The sequence below is a fragment of the Xanthomonas sp. NCPPB 2250 genome (assembly GCF_056725265.1).
The window spans coordinates 4,933,275-4,952,764 of the sequence record NZ_CM161520.1 but is presented as its reverse complement, the minus strand read 5'-3'; the positions used below and the strand labels follow the sequence as shown (position 1 = coordinate 4,952,764).

Annotated in this window: 15 protein-coding genes and 1 riboswitch; of the genes, 8 read left to right on the top strand and 7 right to left on the bottom strand. The window is 70.4% G+C overall.

Annotated features, from left to right (window positions below):
- Positions 1 to 26: 26 nt before the first annotated feature.
- From AC1PMG_RS20350 to ompR, 3 genes are all read right to left on the bottom strand, one after another.
- On the bottom strand, positions 27 to 950 hold the full coding sequence (locus AC1PMG_RS20350; protein WP_481110048.1) for an alpha/beta hydrolase: 924 nt from the start codon (positions 948 to 950) through the stop codon (positions 27 to 29).
- 75 nt (positions 951 to 1,025) lie between these two features.
- On the bottom strand, positions 1,026 to 2,294 hold the full coding sequence (locus AC1PMG_RS20345) for an ATP-binding protein (RefSeq protein ID WP_481110047.1): 1,269 nt from the start codon (positions 2,292 to 2,294) through the stop codon (positions 1,026 to 1,028).
- Complete coding sequence (gene ompR, locus AC1PMG_RS20340; protein WP_481110046.1) at positions 2,291 to 3,019, bottom strand: osmolarity response regulator transcription factor OmpR; 729 nt, start codon at positions 3,017 to 3,019, stop codon at positions 2,291 to 2,293. Before ompR ends, AC1PMG_RS20345 begins: the two co-directional genes overlap by 4 nt.
- A gap of 178 nt (positions 3,020 to 3,197) precedes the next feature.
- Here ompR and AC1PMG_RS20335 point away from each other — a divergent pair, with 178 nt between their 5' ends.
- The 5 genes from AC1PMG_RS20335 (at position 3,198) to AC1PMG_RS20315 (ending at position 8,945) form a co-directional block, all read left to right on the top strand.
- Entirely contained in the window at positions 3,198 to 3,725 is a 528-nt protein-coding gene (locus AC1PMG_RS20335; protein ID WP_481110045.1) for a hypothetical protein, read from the top strand.
- Between the two features lie 185 nt (positions 3,726 to 3,910).
- A riboswitch (cobalamin riboswitch) is annotated at positions 3,911 to 4,129 on the top strand.
- Between the two features lie 180 nt (positions 4,130 to 4,309).
- The gene (locus AC1PMG_RS20330) at positions 4,310 to 6,721 is read left to right on the top strand and encodes a ribonucleoside-diphosphate reductase subunit alpha (protein WP_481110044.1); all 2,412 of its coding nucleotides are present in this window, start codon (positions 4,310 to 4,312) and stop codon (positions 6,719 to 6,721) included.
- A gap of 107 nt (positions 6,722 to 6,828) precedes the next feature.
- On the top strand, positions 6,829 to 7,869 hold the full coding sequence (locus tag AC1PMG_RS20325) for a ribonucleotide-diphosphate reductase subunit beta (RefSeq protein WP_010340146.1): 1,041 nt from the start codon (positions 6,829 to 6,831) through the stop codon (positions 7,867 to 7,869).
- A gap of 94 nt (positions 7,870 to 7,963) precedes the next feature.
- A complete protein-coding gene (locus AC1PMG_RS20320) occupies positions 7,964 to 8,524 on the top strand; it encodes a flavodoxin (protein ID WP_481111724.1) in 561 nt (186 codons plus the stop codon).
- Between the two features lie 88 nt (positions 8,525 to 8,612).
- A complete protein-coding gene (locus AC1PMG_RS20315) occupies positions 8,613 to 8,945 on the top strand; it encodes a thioredoxin family protein (protein WP_017911175.1) in 333 nt (110 codons plus the stop codon).
- A gap of 1,046 nt (positions 8,946 to 9,991) precedes the next feature.
- On the opposite strand, the gene AC1PMG_RS20310 is transcribed toward AC1PMG_RS20315, so the two are convergent.
- The gene (locus tag AC1PMG_RS20310; protein WP_209245012.1) at positions 9,992 to 10,897 is read right to left on the bottom strand and encodes a LysR family transcriptional regulator; all 906 of its coding nucleotides are present in this window, start codon (positions 10,895 to 10,897) and stop codon (positions 9,992 to 9,994) included.
- Positions 10,898 to 10,996: 99 nt separating this feature from the next.
- Here AC1PMG_RS20310 and AC1PMG_RS20305 point away from each other — a divergent pair, with 99 nt between their 5' ends.
- Positions 10,997 to 12,250 (top strand): MFS transporter, encoded by a 1,254-nt coding sequence (locus AC1PMG_RS20305; protein WP_048489192.1) that lies wholly within the window; start codon positions 10,997 to 10,999, stop codon positions 12,248 to 12,250.
- 25 nt (positions 12,251 to 12,275) lie between these two features.
- Positions 12,276 to 12,656, top strand: coding sequence for a VOC family protein (locus AC1PMG_RS20300; RefSeq protein WP_481110043.1), 381 nt, complete (start codon positions 12,276 to 12,278; stop codon positions 12,654 to 12,656).
- A gap of 37 nt (positions 12,657 to 12,693) precedes the next feature.
- Here the strand turns inward: AC1PMG_RS20300 and AC1PMG_RS20295 are convergent, their stop codons facing one another.
- Both AC1PMG_RS20295 and AC1PMG_RS20290 read right to left on the bottom strand, forming a co-directional pair.
- Positions 12,694 to 14,649, bottom strand: coding sequence for a S8 family serine peptidase (locus AC1PMG_RS20295; protein WP_481110042.1), 1,956 nt, complete (start codon positions 14,647 to 14,649; stop codon positions 12,694 to 12,696).
- A 66-nt stretch (positions 14,650 to 14,715) separates the two neighbouring features.
- The gene (locus AC1PMG_RS20290) at positions 14,716 to 17,082 is read right to left on the bottom strand and encodes a YadA family autotransporter adhesin (RefSeq protein WP_481110041.1); all 2,367 of its coding nucleotides are present in this window, start codon (positions 17,080 to 17,082) and stop codon (positions 14,716 to 14,718) included.
- 135 nt (positions 17,083 to 17,217) lie between these two features.
- On the opposite strand from AC1PMG_RS20290, the gene AC1PMG_RS20285 reads away from it, so the two are divergent.
- Complete coding sequence (locus AC1PMG_RS20285) at positions 17,218 to 18,618, top strand: sensor histidine kinase (protein WP_481110040.1); 1,401 nt, start codon at positions 17,218 to 17,220, stop codon at positions 18,616 to 18,618.
- Here AC1PMG_RS20285 and AC1PMG_RS20280 read toward each other — a convergent pair.
- Positions 18,599 to 19,339 (bottom strand): response regulator transcription factor, encoded by a 741-nt coding sequence (locus AC1PMG_RS20280; RefSeq protein ID WP_043084845.1) that lies wholly within the window; start codon positions 19,337 to 19,339, stop codon positions 18,599 to 18,601. The two genes, AC1PMG_RS20285 and AC1PMG_RS20280, sit on opposite strands and share 20 nt — an antisense overlap.
- Positions 19,340 to 19,490: the final 151 nt, after the last annotated feature.

Below are 19,490 nucleotides of genomic sequence, written 5' to 3'. Positions count from 1 at the left end.
CCGGCTGCAGGAACCACGCGCGGCGCTCAGCGCAGCGTATGCAGGAACGCGTCCACCGCCGCGGTATAGGCCGAGGGCAGGCCCAGGTCGCGGTTGATCTCGGCGTGGCTGGCGTCCTGCGGCAGCACCTCGACGCGGATGCCGCGGCCGTTGGCCTTGGCGGCCAGATGGCGCGCCTGCGCGCAGGCGTCGGCACGGCGGCTGGAGCACACCGCCAGCAGCGGCGGCGCGCTCGCGCCCATGACGTGGTACGGCGAGGCGGCGATCCAGTCGCCGTGGTCGCTGCCGAAGGCGCGGTCGTACAGCGGCAGATGCCGCTGCTGCATCACCTGCTCCACGTCCATCGCCGCACTGTCCAGCGCCACCGTGCCCAGCGGGCGGCGCGCCCCGGCCTGCGCCAGCAGGTCCGGCGACAGGTCCAGCAGGCTCACCAGATGCGCGCCGGCCGAGTGGCCCATCAACACCAGTCGCGCCGGGTCGGCGCCCCACTGCGGCGCCAGTTGCTGGATCCGCGCGACCGCGCGCGCCACGTCTTCTGCCTGCTCGAGCGGCGTGGCCTGCGGCAGCAGGCGGTAGTTCACCGATACCAGCGCATGGCCCTGCGGCAGCCAGTGCGCGACCTTGTTGGCGGCCACGCCAGGGTTGTCCTTGTCGCCGTCGGCCCAGCCGCCGCCGTGCACCATCACGATCAGCGGCGCCTGGCGCGCGCCGGCCGGCAGGTACACGTCCATGCGCTGCGCCGGGTCCTGGCCGTAGGCGACGTCGCGCAGCACCTGCGCGCCGGCGGGCAGTGGCCCACGTGCACTGTCGGCGCCGTCGCGCGCGGCCAGGCGCTGCAGCAGGCGGGCGCGCAGGCGCCCGTCCTGGGCGTGGACGGGGGCGGCGAGCAACGGCAGCAGCAGCACCAAGGCGAGCAGGCCGTGGGTGGGCGAGGGGCGGGACAGGCGCATGCGGATCACTCCATGAAGAACGGCGAGGAGGGGCGTGGCGTGCGCCGGCCGCTGCAGGCGCCGGCGCGCGCCGGTTCAGGCCGGGCGCAGGTGCAGGACGGCGCACAGGCCGTGTGGGGCGATGGGCTGCAGCAGCAACTGGCCGCGATGCTGGCGTGCCACCCGCTCGACGATCGCCAGGCCCAGTCCGCTGCCGCCGTGGCCGCCGTGCACGAACGGCTGCGGCGCGCGCGCGGCCAGCGCCGGATCCAGCCCGGGACCGTGGTCGCGCACCTCGATGCGCCAGCCATCGCCGCCGTCGCCGTGCAGGCGCAGCTGGAACGGCGCGGCGCCATGCCGTTCGGCGTTGCCGATGAGGTTGCCGAGCGCGCGCTGCAGCGCCAGCGGCCGTCCGTGCATCGGCGCCTGCGCGGGCAGGACGGCCTCCCAGCCGGGCTGCGCCGCGCCCAGCGCCTGCCGGCAGAGGTCGACCAGGTCCAGCGCCACGGCCGGTTCGTCGCGGCCGTCGCGGGCGTAGGCGATGAACTGCGCCAGGATCGCGTCGATCTCGCCGATGTCGCGCTCCATGCCTTCGCGCAGTTCCGGCTCCACCTGCGGCAGCAGCGCCAGCGCGTACTGCAGCCGGGTCAGCGGGGTGCGCAGGTCGTGGGAGATGCCGGCCAGCAGCAGCGCACGCTCGGCCGCGGCGTGGCGCACGTCGGCGCTGGCCTCGGTGAGCGCCTGCGCCAGCGCGGCGACTTCGCGCGGACCGCCGGTGGCGATCGGTGCGGCCTGTTCGCCGCGGACCAGGTGCGGCGCGGCCTGCGCCAGTTGTCGCAGTGGCCGCACCAGGCGCCGCGCGACCAGCGCAGCGGCCAGCCAGACCAGCATCGCGCAGCCGGCCAGCATCGCCACCGAGAACCGGCGCAGGCCGTGCCCGCGCGGCTGGCTGGAAAACGCCACCCACAGCGGGGTCGGCGTGGCCAGTTGCAGCCACAGGGTGCCGTCGGCGTCACGGCGTAGCGCGCGCCCGGGGCCGAGCTGGTCGGCCGCGCGGCGCTGCATCGCGTCGGCCAGCGGGCCGGCGGCGCTGGCCGTGGGCGGCGCGCTGCGCAGTTGCAGCCCGGCCTCGCGCAACGCCGGCGCCAGCGCCGCGGCGGCCGGCGAGCGCTGCAGCGCCTCGGCGACATTGGCGAAGCCGTGCAGCATGCGCAGTTGCTGCTGCGCTGCCGGCCGCAATGCCAGTTCGCGGCCGAGCAGCAGCGCCAGCAGGCCGGCGCCGGCCAGCACCAGCGCGATCACCAGCGCCAGTTGCCCGAACAGGCTGCGCGGCCAGCCGCTGGCGCGGGAGGCGGGCGCGCTCATGACTGCGGCTCCGGCGGCACGTACACGTAGCCCACGCCCCACACGGTCTGGATCAGCCGCGGCGTGCGCACGTCGTCCTCCAGCAGCTTGCGCAGCCGCGCGACGATCACGTCGATGCTGCGCCCCAGCGGCTCGTGTTCGCGGCCGTGCGCCAGGCTGGACAGGCGGTCGCGGCTCAGCGGCTGCTGCGGGTGCCGCAGCAGCACCGACAGCACCGCGAACTCGGCGGTGGTCAGCTTCAGCGGTTCGCCATCGCGGCGCAGCTCGCGCCGGCCCAGGTGCAGGCGGAAGCGGCCGAAGCCGATCTCGCCGCCCTCCGGTTGCGGCGCGCCGGCCCCGCCCGGGCGGGTGCGCCGCAGCACCGCCCGGATCCGCGCCAGCAGTTCGCGCGGGTTGACCGGCTTGGGCAGGTAGTCGTCGGCGCCGATCTCCAGGCCGACAATGCGGTCGATCTCGTCGCCCTTGGCGGTCAGCATCACGATCGGGGTGGCGTCGCCCTGGCCGCGCAGGCGCCGGCAGATCTCCAGGCCGTTCTCGCCGGGCAGCATCAGGTCCAGCACCACCAGGTCGTAGTGGCCGCGCGCCAGCGCCTGCTGCAGCTGCACGCCGTCGGCCACCGCCTTGACCGCGAAGCCCTGGGTCTCCAGGTAGCGGCACAGCAGGGCGCGCAGGCGGTCGTCGTCGTCGACCAGCAGCAGGCGGGGAGCGGGCGCGGCATCGTCCATGGACGCCACTATCGGCTGCGCCGCGGCCCCGCGGCAACGGCCGCCGCGGCGCAACTGTAAGCGGATGTTTCCGCCGCGGCGTTCGGCAACATTTGCTGGCCGATGCGGCGCCCGCGGCGCCGGCGCCATGGCTACGGTGACGCTCGGCAGCACGCCGCTGCCGTCACCGGAGAACGCCATGTCGCTGTCCCGTCGCATCACTCCCTTGCTGCTGGCGCTGGCCGCCGGCGTCCTGGTCGCGCCCAGCGCACCGGCACGCGAACACACCCGCACGCGCACCGCCGGCGGCACCGATGGCGCCCGCCACGCCGCCATGCAGGCCAGCGCCAGCGGCGCCCACGGCAGCGTGCAGCGCGCCCGCCAATGGCAGGCCGACGGCCAGGGCAACGCCAGCGCGCGCAGCGCCGCTACCCGCACGGCCGCCGCCGGCGGCAGCGCCACGCGCCAGGGCAGCGCCGAGCGCAACGCCGACGGCAGCGCCAGCCGCCAGGGCAGTGCCAGCGTCCAGCGCGCCGACGGTGCCAGCGCGAGCAGCAGCGGCAGCCTGGCCCGGGCCGCCGACGGCACGCTCAGCGGCAGCCGCCAGAGCAGCGTCGATGGCACGCAGGGCAGCTACCAGGGCAGCACCAGCGTGCAGGACGGCAGCGTCGTCCACACCGGCACCTGCACCGATGCGAGCGGCACCGTGGTGCCGTGCCGGCCGTAGGCGAGGGCGCGGGTCGGAATGTTCGGGGGCAGAAATGCCCCTGTCCGCGGCCGGCTTCACGGCCCCGTCACGGCCACGAATGGCTGCCGCGACGGGGCCGGAATCGGCTGCCATCGGCAAACCGTTGCCAGGCTTAGGTTTTCGTAATTCCACCTACATTTAGCGTTGACGTCGTCGGCCGACCCCACTATCTTGGGGTGGTCGGTTCCGGCGGCCCCAAGCCGCGGGATCAAAAGGGAAGCCGGTGCGGCGTGCCAACGCCAACTCCGGCGCTGCCCCGCAGCGGTAATTGGGAACGAACCCGTCATCCGCACTGAGGCGCCCGCCTTGGGAAGCGACGGGCTAGGAACCGGCCACGGCCGTTGCCCATCAGCCCGAAGACCTGCCGACAGCCGCGCGAAGCACACCGCGCGGCGCCGACCGCGCGCTCTCCGGGGGGAGAGGGTCGGTGCAGCGATGACCGCCCGCAGGCCCGGTGCCTGCGCCGTTTGCAGTCTTCGCGACACCGCCTGCCCACCTGCGACCCGGTCGGACAGCTGCCTGCGAGGGTCGGGCGGCCGCGTGCACCACGCTTGGAGACCTTCATGAGCCAGACCCACAGCCTGCCGGCCACCGCGTCCGTCGACGCCGCCGTCGACCCCACGACCGCTGCCGCCACTGCCCAGCCGGAGCCGGCCAGCAGCGAGCCGAGCAACGACCAGCGCGCCGTGACCTGGATCGTCAAGGACGGCGGCAACCGCCGCATGGCCTTCGACCGCTCGCGCCTGCAACGCACCCTGGACCGGATCCACGCCGAGTTCCCGCAGCTGGACGTGAGCGACTACGAGCGCAAGGCCTTCGCCTTCATCGAGAAGAAGGAAAGCCTGTCGGCCGACGACATGGTCGACTACCTGATCCGCGAGGCCGAGTCGCGCGTGGACATCGCCACGCCGGAGTGGGAGTACTTCGCCGCGCGCCTGTACCTGGACCGCCTGTACAAGCGCGCCAGCAAGAACCGTTTCTACGATGCCGGCGAGAAGTACGGCTCCTACGTCGGCCTGCAGGAAAGCCTGGCCGACCGCGGCGTGTACTCGATCGACATCCTCAAGAACTACTCCAAGGACGAACTGGCCGAAGCCGGCCGCATGATCGATCCGGAGCGCGACAAGCTGTTCGCCTACAACGGCCTGTACCTGTTGGCCACGCGCTACCTGGCCACCGACAACTCGCGCAAGGTCTACGAACTGCCGCAGGAGCGCTGGCTGACCATCGCCCTGTACCTGATGCAGGACGAGAAGCCGCGCGAGCGCCGCATGCAGCTGGTGGGCGAGGCCTACTGGGCGCTGTCCAACCTTTACATGACCGTGGCTACCCCGACCCTGGCCAACGCCGGCAAGATCGGCGGGCAGCTGTCGAGCTGCTTCATCGACACCGTCGACGACAGCCTGCAGGGCATCTACGACTCCAACACCGACGTGGCGCGCGTGTCCAAGCACGGCGGCGGCGTCGGCGCCTACCTGGGCTACGTGCGTTCGTCCGGCTCGGCGATTCGCGGCGTGAAGAACTCCAGCGGCGGCGTCGTGCCGTGGATCAAGCAGCTCAACAACACCGCCGTGTCGGTGGACCAGCTCGGCCAGCGCAAGGGCGCCATCGCCGTGTACCTGGACATCTGGCACCGCGACATCGAGGCGTTCCTGGACCTGCGCCTGAACAACGGCGACCAGCGCCTGCGCGCGCACGACGTGTTCACTGCGGTGTGCGTGCCGGACATCTTCATGGAAGCGGTGGAGCGCCGCGGCGAGTGGTACCTGTTCGACCCGCACGAGGTGAAGGAGGTCAAGGGCTGGTACCTGCAGGACTTCTTCGACGAGAAGCGCGGCGAAGGCAGCTTCCGCGCCAAGTACGAGGAAGTGGTGGCCGACGAGCGCATCGGCCGCAAGGTGGTCAAGGCCATCGACATGTTCAAGCGGATCATGGTCAGCCAGCTGGAGACCGGCAACCCGTTCATGTTCTATCGCGACGAAGTCAATCGCATGAACCCGAACAAGCACCAGGGCATGGTGTATTCCAGCAACCTGTGCACCGAGATCCTGCAGAACATGAGCCCGACGCGGGTCATCCAGGAGATGATCAGCGGCGACCAGATCGTCACCACCAAGCAGGCCGGCGACTTCGTCGTGTGCAACCTGTCCTCGGTGAACCTGGGCCGCGCGGTCACCGCGCAGCCGGACCTGCTGTCGCCGGACATCCTGGAGCGGCTGATCCGCGTCCAGGTGCGCATGCTCGACAACGTCATCGACCTCAACGAGCTGCCGGTGCCGCAGGCCACCATCACCAACCAGAAGTACCGCGCGATCGGCCTGGGCACCTTCGGCTGGCACCACCTGCTGGCGCAGAAGGGCATCGACTGGAATTCGCCGGACGCCGAGGCGTACAGCGATTCGCTGTACGAGCGCATCAACTACCTGACCATCCAGGCGAGCCTGGCGCTGGCCAAGGAGAAGGGCGCGTACAAGGTGTTCAAGGGCAGCGACTGGCAGAACGGCGAGTACTTCAGCAAGCGCGGCTACGACAGCGCCGAGTGGCAGGAACTGGCCGCGCAGGTGAGCGTGCACGGCGTGCGCAACGCCTGGATGGTGGCGGTGGCGCCGAACATGAGCACCGCGCAGATCGCCGGCTCCACCGCGTCGATCGACCCGATCTACAGCGCGTTCTACTACGAAGAGAAGAAGGACTTCCGCCGTCCGGTGGTGGCGCCGGGGCTGACCGTGGACACCTATCCGTACTACGAGAAGGGCGCCTACAAGGTCGACCAGTTCGCCAGCGTGCGCCAGAACGCGCGCCGCCAGCGCCACGTCGACCAGTCGATCAGCTTCAACTTCTACGTGCCCAGCGGCATCCGCGCCAGCACCCTGCTGGACCTGCACATGACCGCGTGGAAGGAAGGCCTGAAGACCACCTACTACGTGCGTTCCAACGACATCGACATCAGCGAGTGCGAGTGGTGCTCGAGCTGATCGCCGGCGTCTGACGCCCGCGCCGCGCGGCAGGCCGGTCCTGCCGCGCGCATCCCGCATTCCCGCGCCGCCCGTCGGCGCCGTTCACCGACTACCGAAGCAAATCCATGGCCATCGCGCTCGACCGCATCAAGATCCTCGAACCGCTGCACCCCAACCGCTCCACCGGCATCATCAACGGCACCACCAGCGGCATCCTCAACTGGAACGACATCCCGTACCCGTCCTTCTACCGGGCGTACAAGGAACTGTCGACCAACTTCTGGATCCCCGACGAAGTGGACATGAAGGGCGATGCCAAGCAGTACGGGGAGCTGTCGGCGCGCGAGAAGAACGCCTACGACTCGATCATCGGCCTGCTGGCCACGCTGGATTCGCCGCAGACGCGCTTCATCTACAACGTCGCCGAATACATCACCGACCCGGCTGCGCACGCCAACGCCGCGATCATCGGCCAGCAGGAAGTGATCCACAACGAGAGCTACTCGTATGTGCTGGCCTCGATCGCCGGCCTGGCCGACCAGAACCGCGTGTTCGAGATCGCCCGCACGCATCCGACCATCATCGCGCGCAACCAGCCGATCATGCAGGCCTACGACGACTTCATGCGCGAGAAGACCGCAGAGACCCTGCTGCGCTCGCTGATCCAGTCCTCGATCCTGGAAGGCATCAACTTCTATTCCGGCTTCGCGTATTTCTACAACCTGGTGCGGCAGAACCGCATGACCGGCACCGGCAAGATCATCAGCTTCATCAACCGCGACGAGCTGGCCCACACCAAGTTCATCAGCGAGCTGATCCGCGCCATCATCGGCGAGAACGCCGAGCTGCAGACCAACGAACTGACCGACTACGTGCATCAGGCCTTCGAGCACGCGATCCGCCTGGAGACCGAGTGGTCCTCGGAAGTGCTCGACGGCATCGAGGGCATCGACGTGGACGAGATGATCCAGTACGTGAAGTACCGCGCCAACAAGATGTCCGGCATGCTCGGCATCGAGAAGCTGTACAGCGGCGCCAGCGACAACGTGATGCCGTGGATCAAGGCCTACGCCGACAACTTCACCGAGACCAAGACCGACTTCTTCGAGATGCGCAACGCCAGCTACAAGAAGACCAACTCGGACAACGGCTTCGACGATCTTTGAAGGGCCGGGATTGGGGATTAGGCATTCGGGATTGGTGAAGCACCGCCATCCTGCTCTGACGAATCCCGAATCCCCACTCCCGAATCCCCGCCCCATGCGTATCCTGCTCGCCTACGCTTCGCTCAGCGGCAATACCCGCGACGTTGCCCGCCGCGTGCATGCGCAGTGCGAGGCGGCGGGGCATGAAGTGATCTGGATCCACACCGATCTGCAGACGCTGCAGGGTGCGCTCGGCGACGCCGCGCGCGCGGCGGACTTCGATCTGCATCTGCTCGGCAGTTGGAGCGACAACGCCGGGCGCACGCCGTCGGAGATGAAGCGTTACATCGCCGAGCTGGTCGAGGCCACCGGCAAGACGATCGAGGTGGCGGCGTTCGGCACCGGTGAGACGCAGTGGGGGCTGGAGTACTACTGCGGGGCGGTCAAGCGCATCGCGCGGTTCTTCGACAGCGCTTATCCGCGACTGGAGATCGAGCAGATGCCGCATGGCGACCGCGACAACGCGGCGATCGACGCGTGGTGCGCGCAGGTGCTGGCGTTGCGCGCGGCGCGCGCGTCATCGGCAGGCGATGTACCGGTGGCCGCTGCCGAGCCCGCTTCCGCGGGCGCGGCGGGCTTCGCTGCGAGGGTGTTGCCGCTGCATGGCAGCGGCTGACGCCGTCGTCGTTCATCCGTTTTTCTGGCATCGCCGGTGTCCTCATCGCACGCCGGGCTTCTTCCGACATCAGACAAGGTTTCGTTCCATGCTCACCACCATCACCGTTTCCAGTGCCGAACAGTTCGCCGATGCGCTCGCCGCGCACCCGCGCGTGCTGGCCGATTTCAACAAGGACAACTGCCCCGGCTGCCGCATGCTCGACAAGTCGCTGGAGCGTTTCGCCGAGGGCGAGAGTGCGCAGGGTGTGACCCTGCTCAAGGTGAAGATGGAAGACGTGGGTGAGGAGTTCTTCCGCGCGCAGGGCCTGCGCCAGACGCCGACGCTGATGCTGTTCCGCCAGGGCGAGGAAGTGGCGCGGGTGCCCGGCTTCGTGCCGCCGGCCAAGATCGACGAAGCGGTGCGCACGCATCTGGGTTGAGCGCGCCGCGTTCCTCGTAGGAGCGGCTTTAGCCGCGACGGGCTTTCCCGATAGAGGCTGTCGCGGCTGAAGCCGCTCCTACGGTTCTTCTTGTCCGACACGAAAGCTTTAAGCAAAAAGCAAAGGCTTTCGCCTTGCGGCGAGTTACTTTGATCAGCCTTCGGCTGCTGAGAAGTACTTCTTTGCTCGCGCAAAGAAAAGGTAACCAAAAGAAAGCGCGCCCTGCCTTGCGCCCTCCGCGCTACGCGCTCCGGGTCCGCGGATGCACCGGGGATTCGCGGAAGGGGCATCCTGCCCCTGCCGCGAACGGCGCACATCCATGTGCGCCGCCCTTCGGGTTTTTCCCCGGCCCATCCGCTGCTGCGGAAGGGAACCCAGTAAGTCAAAAGCCAACGCAACATCAATAGCAAAAGCTATTGCGGAGCGCATACATACGGCATTGCAATGGTGATGCGCCTGAGCTGGGCACACGCCGGCACAGCCACCTGCACGCCACGCACAACCGCGCCTGCAGCTTCTTCGAAAACCAGCGTCGTTGCGTGTCCACCACGATCAACAGCCGACATGGGCTACAAAGCGGAGCGCATTCGCTGGCGGACACTGGAATGACGGGGGTGTGCGCTGCAGCGGCAGTCGCTTCGGCCTTTGCTGTTGCTTCGGCTTTTGACTTACCGGGTTCCCTTCCGAAGCGGCGGCCAGGTCGGGGAAAAACCCCGAAGGGGCGGCGCACATGGACGTGCGCCGTCCGCGGCAGGGGCAGGATGCCCCTTCCGCGGATCCCCGGGATGGACGCGGACCCGGAGCGCGAAGCGCGGAGGGCGCGTAGGCAGGGCGCGCTTTCTTTTGGTTACTTTTCTTTGCGCGAGCAAAGAAAAGTAACTCGCCGCAAGGCGAAAGCCGTTGCTATTGCTATTGCTGTTGCTGCTTGATTTACACGTCGGACAAGCACAGCCGCACAAGTGAGCTTTAGCAGCGATAAGCTCTATCGGTGAAGCCCGTCGCGGCTAAAGCCGCTCCTACATTGCCGCTAGGGGAGTGCAGCCCCCCTACCCGCGCCTGCCCGCCGCATGACCCTGCGCCAGCTGCCATAGGTGGCGCACGATCGGCATCGCCTGCGCGGTGGCCGGCAGCGCGGCCAGGGCCAGGCGCGCCATCGGCACGCGGCCTTCGATGTCCAGGTAGCGCACGCCGGGCAACTGCACCTGCGCGGTCGAGGCGGGGACCACCGACACGCCCAGTTCGGCGGCCACCAGGTTGACGATGGACGACATCTGCGGCGCTTCCTGTTCGATCTTCAGTTCGAAGCCGGCCTGACGGCAGGCGTCGAGGATCTCGTCGTACAGGCTGGTGCCGAAGCTGCGCGGGAACAGGATGAAGGGTTCGCCTGCCAGCGCCGACAGCGGTGCGCGCTTGCGCTTGGCCAGGCGGTGCGCCGCCGGCACCGCGATCTTCATCGGTTCGTCGGGCAGCTTGAGCAACTGCAGTTCCGAGGGCGTGGCCACGCTGTAGCGGATGAAGGCCGCATCCAGCCGCCCCTGCAGCAGTGCGGCGAGCAGGCCGGCGGTGTTGGTCTCCTCCAGCGCCAGCGTCACCGCCGGCCAGCCGCGGCGGAAGCCGCGCACCAGGGTCGGTACGATCGGGTTGAACGCGGCCGAGGCGGTGAAGCCGAGCCGCAGCACACCGCTCTCGCCGCGTGCGGCGCGGCGCGCGGCATCGCCGGCGCGTTCCAGGTCGGCGAGCACGCGCCGGGCTTCGGTGCGGAAGGCGCGGCCGGCATCGGTGAGCTCGGCGCCGCGCGGCGTGCGCACGAACAACGGTGTGCCCAGTTCCTCTTCCAGCGCACGGATCTGCTGGCTCAGCGGCGGTTGCTGGATGCCCAGCTGCGCGGCGGCGCGGGTGAAGTGCCCGGCCTCGGCCACGGCCAGGAAGTAGCGCAGGTGGCGCAATTCCATGTCATATCCAGAACATATGGAGAGTGGGTCGATCATATATTGGACGCCGGGTGGCGGCAGGCGAATACTGGCCATCCGTCTCCCGCCGCGACCCACACCGTGAACGCCTCCAGCCAATGCCCGCCGGTGCACGCCGTGGACGATGCGCCGCTGTTGCGCATCCGCCTGGCGCTGTTCCTGGCCGGCTTCGCCACCTTCTCGCTGCTGTACAGCGTGCAGCCGCTGCTGCCCGAGTTCGCCCGCGAGTTCGGCCTCAGCGCGGCGGCCAGTTCGCTGCCGCTGTCGCTGGCCACCGGCGGCCTGGCGATCGCGATCTTCTGCGCTGGCGCGGTGTCGGAAACGCTGGGCCGGCGCGGGCTGATGTTCGTGTCGATCGCGTTGGCGGCGCTGCTCAACCTGCTCGCCTCCTACCTGCCGCACTGGGGCGCGCTGGTGGTGGTGCGCGCGCTGTCCGGCATCGCCCTGGGCGGCGTGCCGGCGGTGGCGATGGTGTACCTGGCCGAGGAACTGCCGGCGAGCCGGCTCGGCGCGGCGACCGGGCTGTACGTGGCCGGCAATGCGTTCGGCGGCATGGTCGGCCGCATCGGCATGAGCATGCTCACCGACCACTTCGACTGGCGCACCGCGCTGGCCACGCTGAGCGCGGTGGATCTGCTGGCCGCGGTCGGCTTCGTGCTGCTGCTGCCGCCGTCGCGGCACTTCGTGCGCCGCCAGGGAGTGAATCTGCGCTTCCACCTGCGCGCCTGGGGCGGGCATCTGCGCGATCGCCACCTGCCGTGGCTGTTCGCGATCCCGTTCCTGGCGATGGGCGTGTTCGTCAGCGTCTACAACTACGCCGGCTTCCGCCTGGGCGGGCCGGAGTTCGGGCTGAGCCAGAGCCAGCTCGGCATGATCTTCAGCGCCTACGTGTTCGGCATCGTATCGTCCTCGGTCGCCGGCGCCGCCTCGGACCGGTTCGGTCGCGGCCCGGTGGTGCTGGCCGGCATCGCCACCGCGGCGCTGGGCGTGGCGCTGACCCTGGCGCATGCGCTGGTGCCGGTCATCGCCGGCATCGTGCTGCTGACCATCGGCTTCTTCGTCGCGCATTCGGCGGCCAGCGCCTGGGTCGGGCGCCTTGGCGGGCAGTTCAAGGGCCATGCCGCCTCGCTGTACCTGCTGGCGTACTACGCCGGCGCCAGCGTGATCGGGTCGCTCAGCGGCGCGGCGTGGCAGCACGGCGGCTGGAACGCACTGGTCGCCTGCTGCCTGGTGTTGCTGGGCATCGGCCTGGTCGCCGCGCAGGTGTTGCGCCGCGGCGCCGACGACAGCCGCCCCTACGGCCGCTTCGGGCCGCATCCGCCGCGCGGCGAGTGAGCCGCCCTCCAACGAGCATTCCGTAATGCAGATCGACCATCTCGACCATCTGGTCCTCACCGTCGCCGACATTGAGGCGACGTGTGCGTTCTATGCGCGGGTGCTGGGCATGCGCGTGGTGACCTTCGGCGAAGGCCGCAAGGCGCTGGCGTTCGGCGCGCAGAAGATCAACCTGCATCGGCATGGCCGCGAGTTCGACCCGAAGGCGCGGGTGCCGACGCCGGGTTCGGCCGATCTGTGCTTTCTCACCGCCACGCCGCTGGCGCAGGTGGCCGAGGAACTGCGCGCTGCCGCCGTGCCGATCGAGGACGGGCCGGTGCAACGCACCGGCGCCCGCGGACCGATCCTGTCGCTGTACTTCCGCGATCCGGACGGCAACCTGATCGAGGTCGCCAACCCGTCGTGAACACGGGTGCCGCCGCGGCAGCGCCCGTGGCGTTCGGTCACTCCGTGTAGCTCACCGACAGGGTCACGTTGGCGTAGCCGCCGCTGCCGCCGACCAGGCGGAAGAAGTAGCTGCCGGTCGCCGGCAGTGCCATCTGCACGTTCTGCGTGGTGCCGTTGCGCACCGAGCTGTAGTCGGCATCGCTGCCGTCGGCGCTGGGTGCGCGCACCGCACGTACGTACAGCCGCAGCTGGCCGCTACCGCTCAGGGTGCGCAGTTGCAGGTTGCGTGCGTTGGCCGGGACATCCAGGCGGTACAGCGGCCCCTGGCCCGCAGCGGCGGACAGCCGGCTCTGCGTGCCGCGCGTGATGGTCGTGGCGGTGGCTTCCTCGCCGCCGCCGCTGGCGCCTGCAGCGCGCGCGACCGCCTTGCCGGCATTGAGGATGCCGGCGCCGATGCGCAGCGTCGGCTTCACCGGGAACACGTTGGAGGTCTGGGTCAGGATGTCGCGCATCTGCGCGGTCGTCGGCACCGGCCGGCCGGCGTTGATCGCCGCGCTGATCGCCAGCGCGACCACGCCGGCCACGTGCGGCGAGGCCATGGATGTGCCCGCGTAGCCGGCGTAAGCCGGCTGGTCCGGACCATGGGTGCCGTTGTTGAGGGTGGACCAGACCAGGCCGGTGCGCACCGATCCCGCGCCGCTGGATGCATCGTTGGCGTACACGCCGCCGCCGGGCGCGGATAGGGTGATGGTATTGCCGAAGTTGGAATAGTAGGCGCGACCGCCGGTGATGCCGGTGGCGGCGACGTTGATGACGCCCGGGCAACTGGCCGGCGAATAGCCCGCGGCGTCGGCGTTGTCGTTGCCCGCGGCCACCACCACCACGCTGCCGCGCGCGATGGCGCTGGCGATGGCATTGGCGGTGACCGAATCCTGCGCGCAGGCGCCGCCGCCGCCCAGGCTCATGTTGATCACCTCGGCGGGGTTGGTATTGTCCGGCACGCCGTCGACGTGGCCGCCGGAGGCCCAGACGATGGCATCGGCGATGTCGGCGGTGGTGCCGCCGCAATGGCCGAGCGCGCGGATCGGCAGGATCTTCGCGTCCGGCGCGATCCCGGCCATGCCGATGCCGTTGTTGGTGCGCATGGCGATGGTGCCGGCGACATGGGTGCCGTGCCAGGAACTGTCGGTCTGTTCCTGCGGTTGCGCACAGCCGCCGTTGGCGACCAGGTACTTGTCGTCGGTGGTCCAGTCGCCGGTGTCCCAGCCTCCCGCGACGCGCCCGTTGCTGGCGCGGCCTGACATCAGCGCATCGCTGATGAAGTCATAGCCGGCGCTGGCAAGCGAGGTATCCAGGTCCGGATGCGCGGTGATGCCGGTATCGATCACCGCCACTACCACGCCCTGGCCGGTGCCGTATTGCCAGGCCGGCAACAGATCGATGCCGCCACGGTTGGGATAGCCGGTGGTCTCCGGCGCCAGCGTTTCCAGGTGGCCATCGGGCGTGCGCAGGTGCCACTGCACGGCGTAGCCGGGATCGTTCGGTGCGCTTGCCGCGCTGGCCGTGGCCTGCGCGGCGCTGCGTACCGGCTTGAGCACCAGGTTGGGCTCCACGTGCGCGATTGCGGGGTCGGCCTTCAGGCTGGCGATCAGCGTCTGCAGCTGCGATGGCGTCAGCGCGCGGCTGGGCCGCACCAGGTCGGCGCCGATGGCGAGGCGACGTACCCGGTTCAAGGCCGGGGCGGTCTGCCGGTAGGTGCTGGTCCAGGTGCTGGCGGTGCTGCGCGCGGCCATGATCTGGTTCAGCGTGGCGCTGGCGGCGCGCGTGTCGTGGACGGCGCTGCTGCCGTCGCGGTAGGTCACGATCAGGCCGTCGTAGACGGTGGATTGCCCGGGCGCGGCCTGGGTCAGGACCGAGAAGCGCGGGGCGGTCTGCGCCTGCGCGGTGCCGGCGAGGGCCAGGCCCAGCGACAGGGCGAGCAGGTTGCGGGAAAGCGGGGTGGCGTGGGTCATGGCGGTGTCTCTGCGAAGATCGACGAAGGCGTGGAAATCAAGGAAGGGGCGGCACCTGCGGCCGTGTCACCAGCTGAAGCCGGCACCGGCGGACACGCTCTTCTCGCTGCCGGAGAAGGCGCCGCCGAGCGAGACGCTGGCGCGGTTGCCGATCGCGCGCTGGTAGCCCACCGCCAGCGCGCTTTCGCCGCCCTGCGAGCCGACGCCGACGCCGATGCGGTTGGCCCCGGCCAGGCCGGAGGTGTTGACCGCCATGCCGGCATAGGCGGCGCTGACCGCGCCCATCCGGTCGATGCGCCGGTCCAGGTGCTGGAAGCGCTGGTCGGTGTCGGTGCGCAGCTTGGTCAGGTTGTCGTCCCAGCCGGCCATGCGGCTGTCGGTGTAGGCGTTGGCGCTGCTCAGGGTGGCGCTGTCGCCGGCCTGCATCTGCGCGACGTTGACCGCATCGGTGGCCGCGCTGCCGGCGGCGACGTTGCTGATCTGGCGTTCGTTGCCGGCGCTGCCGACCGAGACGGTATTGGCGCGCGTGGCGGAGGAGCCGCGGCCGATCGCCACGGCATTGTTCGCCGAGACCGACGCGCCCTGGCCGACGGCGGTGCCGGAGGCGGCCGTGACCGTGGCGCTTTCGCCGACCGCCACCGCGTTGGTGGCATTGGCGCTGATGCTGGCGTTGGCGCCGACCGCGGTACTGCCGTCGGCGTTGACCTGTGCGTTGCCGCCCAGCGCCGTGTCGTTGGGGCCGTAGGCCAGCGCGTTGGAACCGATCGCCGTGCCGTTCTGGCCGTTGGCGGTGGCCTGGGCGCCCACCGCCACGGCATTAGTGCCGGCGCCGACGCTGGGGCCGCCGGTGCCGCCGCCGCCCACCGCCACGCCGCCGGCGCCGCTGCCGACCCGGGTGTCCAGCGCCGACAGTGCGCCATCCAGCGCCGACAGCGCCGAGCCGACCGTGCCGTAGCTGCGCCCCTGGATCAGGTAGCTGCCGCCGCTGAAGCTGCCATCGCCGCCGACCGCGCTGCCGGCGCCGAGCGCGCTGGCGATGCTGCGCAACTGCAGCACGTTGACCGCATCGGTGTCGGCGGTGCCGGCGGCGATGTAGGTGAGCTGGCGCAGCGCACCGTCGTTGCCGAAGGCGACCGCGTTGTCGCGGTCGGCCATCGAACCGGCGCCGATGGCCACGCTGTTGGCGCCGGTGGCGGCGCTGTTGTAGCCCAGCGCGACGCTGCCCGCGGTCAGTGCGGAGGCGCCGCTGCCGAGCGCGGTGGCGCCGGCGGCATTGGCGCTGGCGATGGCGCCGAAGGCGCTGGCGTCCTGCCCGTCGGCGAAGGAGCTGGCGCCTACCGCCAGCGCATTGGTGCTGGTTGCCAGCGCGGAGGCGCCCAGCGCCATGCTGTAGTCCGCGTCGGCATGGCTGTCGAAGCCCAGCGCGGTGCCGTAGTCGGACAGCGCCCAGGCGCCGGCGCCGACGGTGACCGCGCCCAGTCCGTTGGATTGCGCCGGCACGCCCGCATTGCTGGCGCCGATCGCCACGCTCTGCTGGCCGGCCGCCGAGGCGCTGTCGCCGATCGCGATGCCGCCGTCGCCGCTGGCGGTGGCGGTGTAGCCCATCGCCACGCCGAAGAAGCCGGAGGCGACGCTGTAGCCGCCGTTGGCGACGGCGCCGGTGCCGCTGGCATTGGCGGCATAGCCGAACGCGCTGGCCTGCTCGGCGCTGGCGCTGGACGAGGAGCCGCTGGCGGTGGCGTAGTTGGCGCTGGCCGACGCGGTGGCACCCACTGCGGTGGCGCCGGAGCCACTGGCGCTGGTGTTCCAGCCCAGCGCGCTGGCACTGTCAGCGGTTGCGGTGGCGGCCGTGCCCAGGGCCAGGGAGCCGAAGCCGGTACTCTGCGCGCCGGCCGAGTCGCCGTAGGTGCTGCCGAAGAAGCTGCCGCCGATCGCGATCGCCGAGGTGCCGCTGGCGACCGCGCCGTCGCCCATGGCGATGGCGGCGCTGTCGGAGGCGACGGTGTGGTGGCCGATCGCGATGGCGAAGGCGCCGGAGGCGTCGGCGCGTGCACCCATCGCCACCGCGCGCAGGCCGGCGGCGCTGGCGTAGTCGCTGCCGTCGTTCAAGCCTTCGGCCAGGAAGTAGTGGGTGGTGTTCTGGGTGCCGGGCTGCACGTCCTGGGTGGTGGCGTCCTGCGGCGCCGCGTCGGCGTCGGCGCTGTCCGTCTCGGTGGGGGTGGCCGTGGCAGCGGCGTCACCCTGCGGCGCCTGCGATGGCGGCTGGGTCGCCGCGGTCGGTGCCGTGGCAGTGACCGCGAAGGCGCTCGAGGGCAGGCTCAGCGCGAGCAGCAACGCGGCGGTCAACAGACCGTCAGAGGCCTGCGGCAGGATGGACGAGGACGACGACAGCGGGCGCACGGCGGCGCGCAGGGCATTGGGCAGAAGAGGCATGGTCGATTCCGGGCTGGGGCCGGGAGCGTCGTCCCGACAACGAGTCAGGCCCGATTAAGGCCGCAAGCCCAGCCCCCTTCAATGCACGTAAATTCACGTCTCCCTCACGGTAGACTCACCGTCATGGGAGCCTGGGTGAGATGGGGTGCGCACTCTGCGCCGGTCGCGCTTGCCGCGCGGCTGTGGCGGCGCCTCTCGTTGTGGCTGCGCCGGGTGCCGATCGCCGATCCGCTCGACCGGCGCAACGCGCCCGCGCTGCAGGTGCTGTTCGTGTTCCTGGGCAGCGAGATCCCGCTCAACAAGCTCTACCACCTGCTGACCGCACCGCGCATCGAGATGAGCACGATGCAGCTGGCGGTCGACGTGGGCACCGATGCGGCGATCGCTGCCGCCGCCTGGGGCGGGGTCTGGATGATCCGCCGCGGCCTGCTGAAACAGGCCGCCGCCGCGTTCATCGCGGTGGTGCTGTGCTCGGCGGTCGCCGCCAACCTGGCGTTCGGCTACCAGCTGCAGGCCTTCGATCCGTACCCGATGATGATGCTGACCCTGGCCGCGCTGGTGATCGGGCGCCGCGCACTGTGGCTGGTGTACCTGTGCATCCCACTGATCTTCTGGCTGGGCATGGAAAGTCCCTGGGGCCAGGACCCGCGCGGCACGCGCAGCCCGTTCCAGAACCTGCCCTCGCTGGCGCTGAGCTACCTGATGATCACCCTGGTGCTGGATCGCACCGTCGCCGCGCTGCGCGAGAGCCTGTGGCGTGCGCGGCGCAGCGCCGCGCGCCTGCGCGTGGAGATGCGCGAACGCACCCTGGCGCAGCAACGCCTGCTGCATCTGCAGAAGATCGAGCTGGTGGAGCAGCTGGCCAGCGGCGTGTCGCACGACTTCAACAACATCCTCAGTGCGATCCTCGGCTACACCGAGCAACGCCATTGCGTGCACGAACTGGACTATCACCCGCCGCGCGATGCGCTGGTGCTGGCCGATGCACTGGAAGGCGTGGCTCTGGCCGCGCATCGCGGCGTGGCGGTCAGCCGCAAGCTGCTGAGCTTCAGTCGCCGCGAGGCGAGCGTGCCCGAGCGCTTCGATGCCGGCGAAGCGCTGCGCAGCCTGCAGCCGATGCTGCGACAACTGTTCGGTGCCGCGGTACAGGTGCGCCTGGATCTGGCCACCGAAGCGGCGCCGGTGTTCCTGGATCGCAGCCGCTTCGATCTGGCGCTGCTCAACTTCGCCGCCAACGCACGCGATGCGATGCCCGGCGGCGGCTGCTTTTCGCTGCAGTTGCGCCGCGATGGCGAGGCCGTCGCCATCGCCATCGCCGACACCGGCGTGGGCATGAGCGAGGCTGTGCAACGGCAGATCTTCGAGCCGTTCTTCACCACCAAGCCTGCCGGGCAGGGCACCGGGCTGGGTCTGGCGGTGGCGTTCGAGATGGCGCAACAGGCGCAGGGCAGCCTGCAGGTGCGCAGCGCGCCCGGCGCCGGCACCTGCTTCGTGCTGCGCCTGCCGCTGGCCGGGCTCAGCGCTCCTGCGGCATGAGCAGATAGCCTTCGCCGCGCACCGCGCGCAATGGCAGCGCGCTGCCGGTGCGTTCCTGCACCTTCTGCCGCAATCGATGCAGCAACGCGTCCAGCCGGTGCGGATCGATCTCCAGCCCGGCATTGCCGCCGAGCATGCCGATCAACGCATCGCGGCTGACCAGGCGTCCGCGCGCCTGCCACAGGCTCTGCAGCACCTTGCGTTCGGACGCGGTCAACGGCACCGCCTGCCCGTCCGGCGCGAACAGGCACCAGCCGTCGTCCTGCAGTTGCCACTCCTCGCTGGCCGGCGCGCTCGGCCGCAGCATGCGCCGGGCCACGCTGAACAAGGTGGCGGCGAGGATCTCGATCTGCACCGGCTTGATCAGGTACGCATCCGCGCCCTGGACCAGCCCGCGCACCAGATCCGGCTGTTCGCCGCGGCCGCTGAGGATGACGATGCCCATGCCGGGGCGACGTTCCTGCAGTTGCTGGGTCAGGGTGAAGCCGTCGCTGTCGGGCAGGCCGATGTCGAGCACGATCAGGTCGAAACGCTGTGCCTCCAGCGCCGCCCACAGCGCCTGCGCGGTGCGCAGCGGCGTGACCTCGAAGCCGTGCCGCTGCAGGCCCGGCAGCAACACGCGGTCGCGCAGCACATCGTCGTCCTCCAGCAACGCCACCCGCAGTGGGGCGTTGGCGGCAGCGGCGAGCGGGGACGGGGTGGGATCGGAAACGCGGCTCACGAGACGGAATCGGCGAAGGGACGGCATTCCTCACGGAGGCGGCGTGCGGCCTGCAGGGTGCCGTGAACGCCGAGCATCCTGCCGCGCCCTGGACAGTAGCCAGTTTCCAGCGGGCTTTCAATGCGCGCGGCAACGCTTCAGCGGCCGTGGC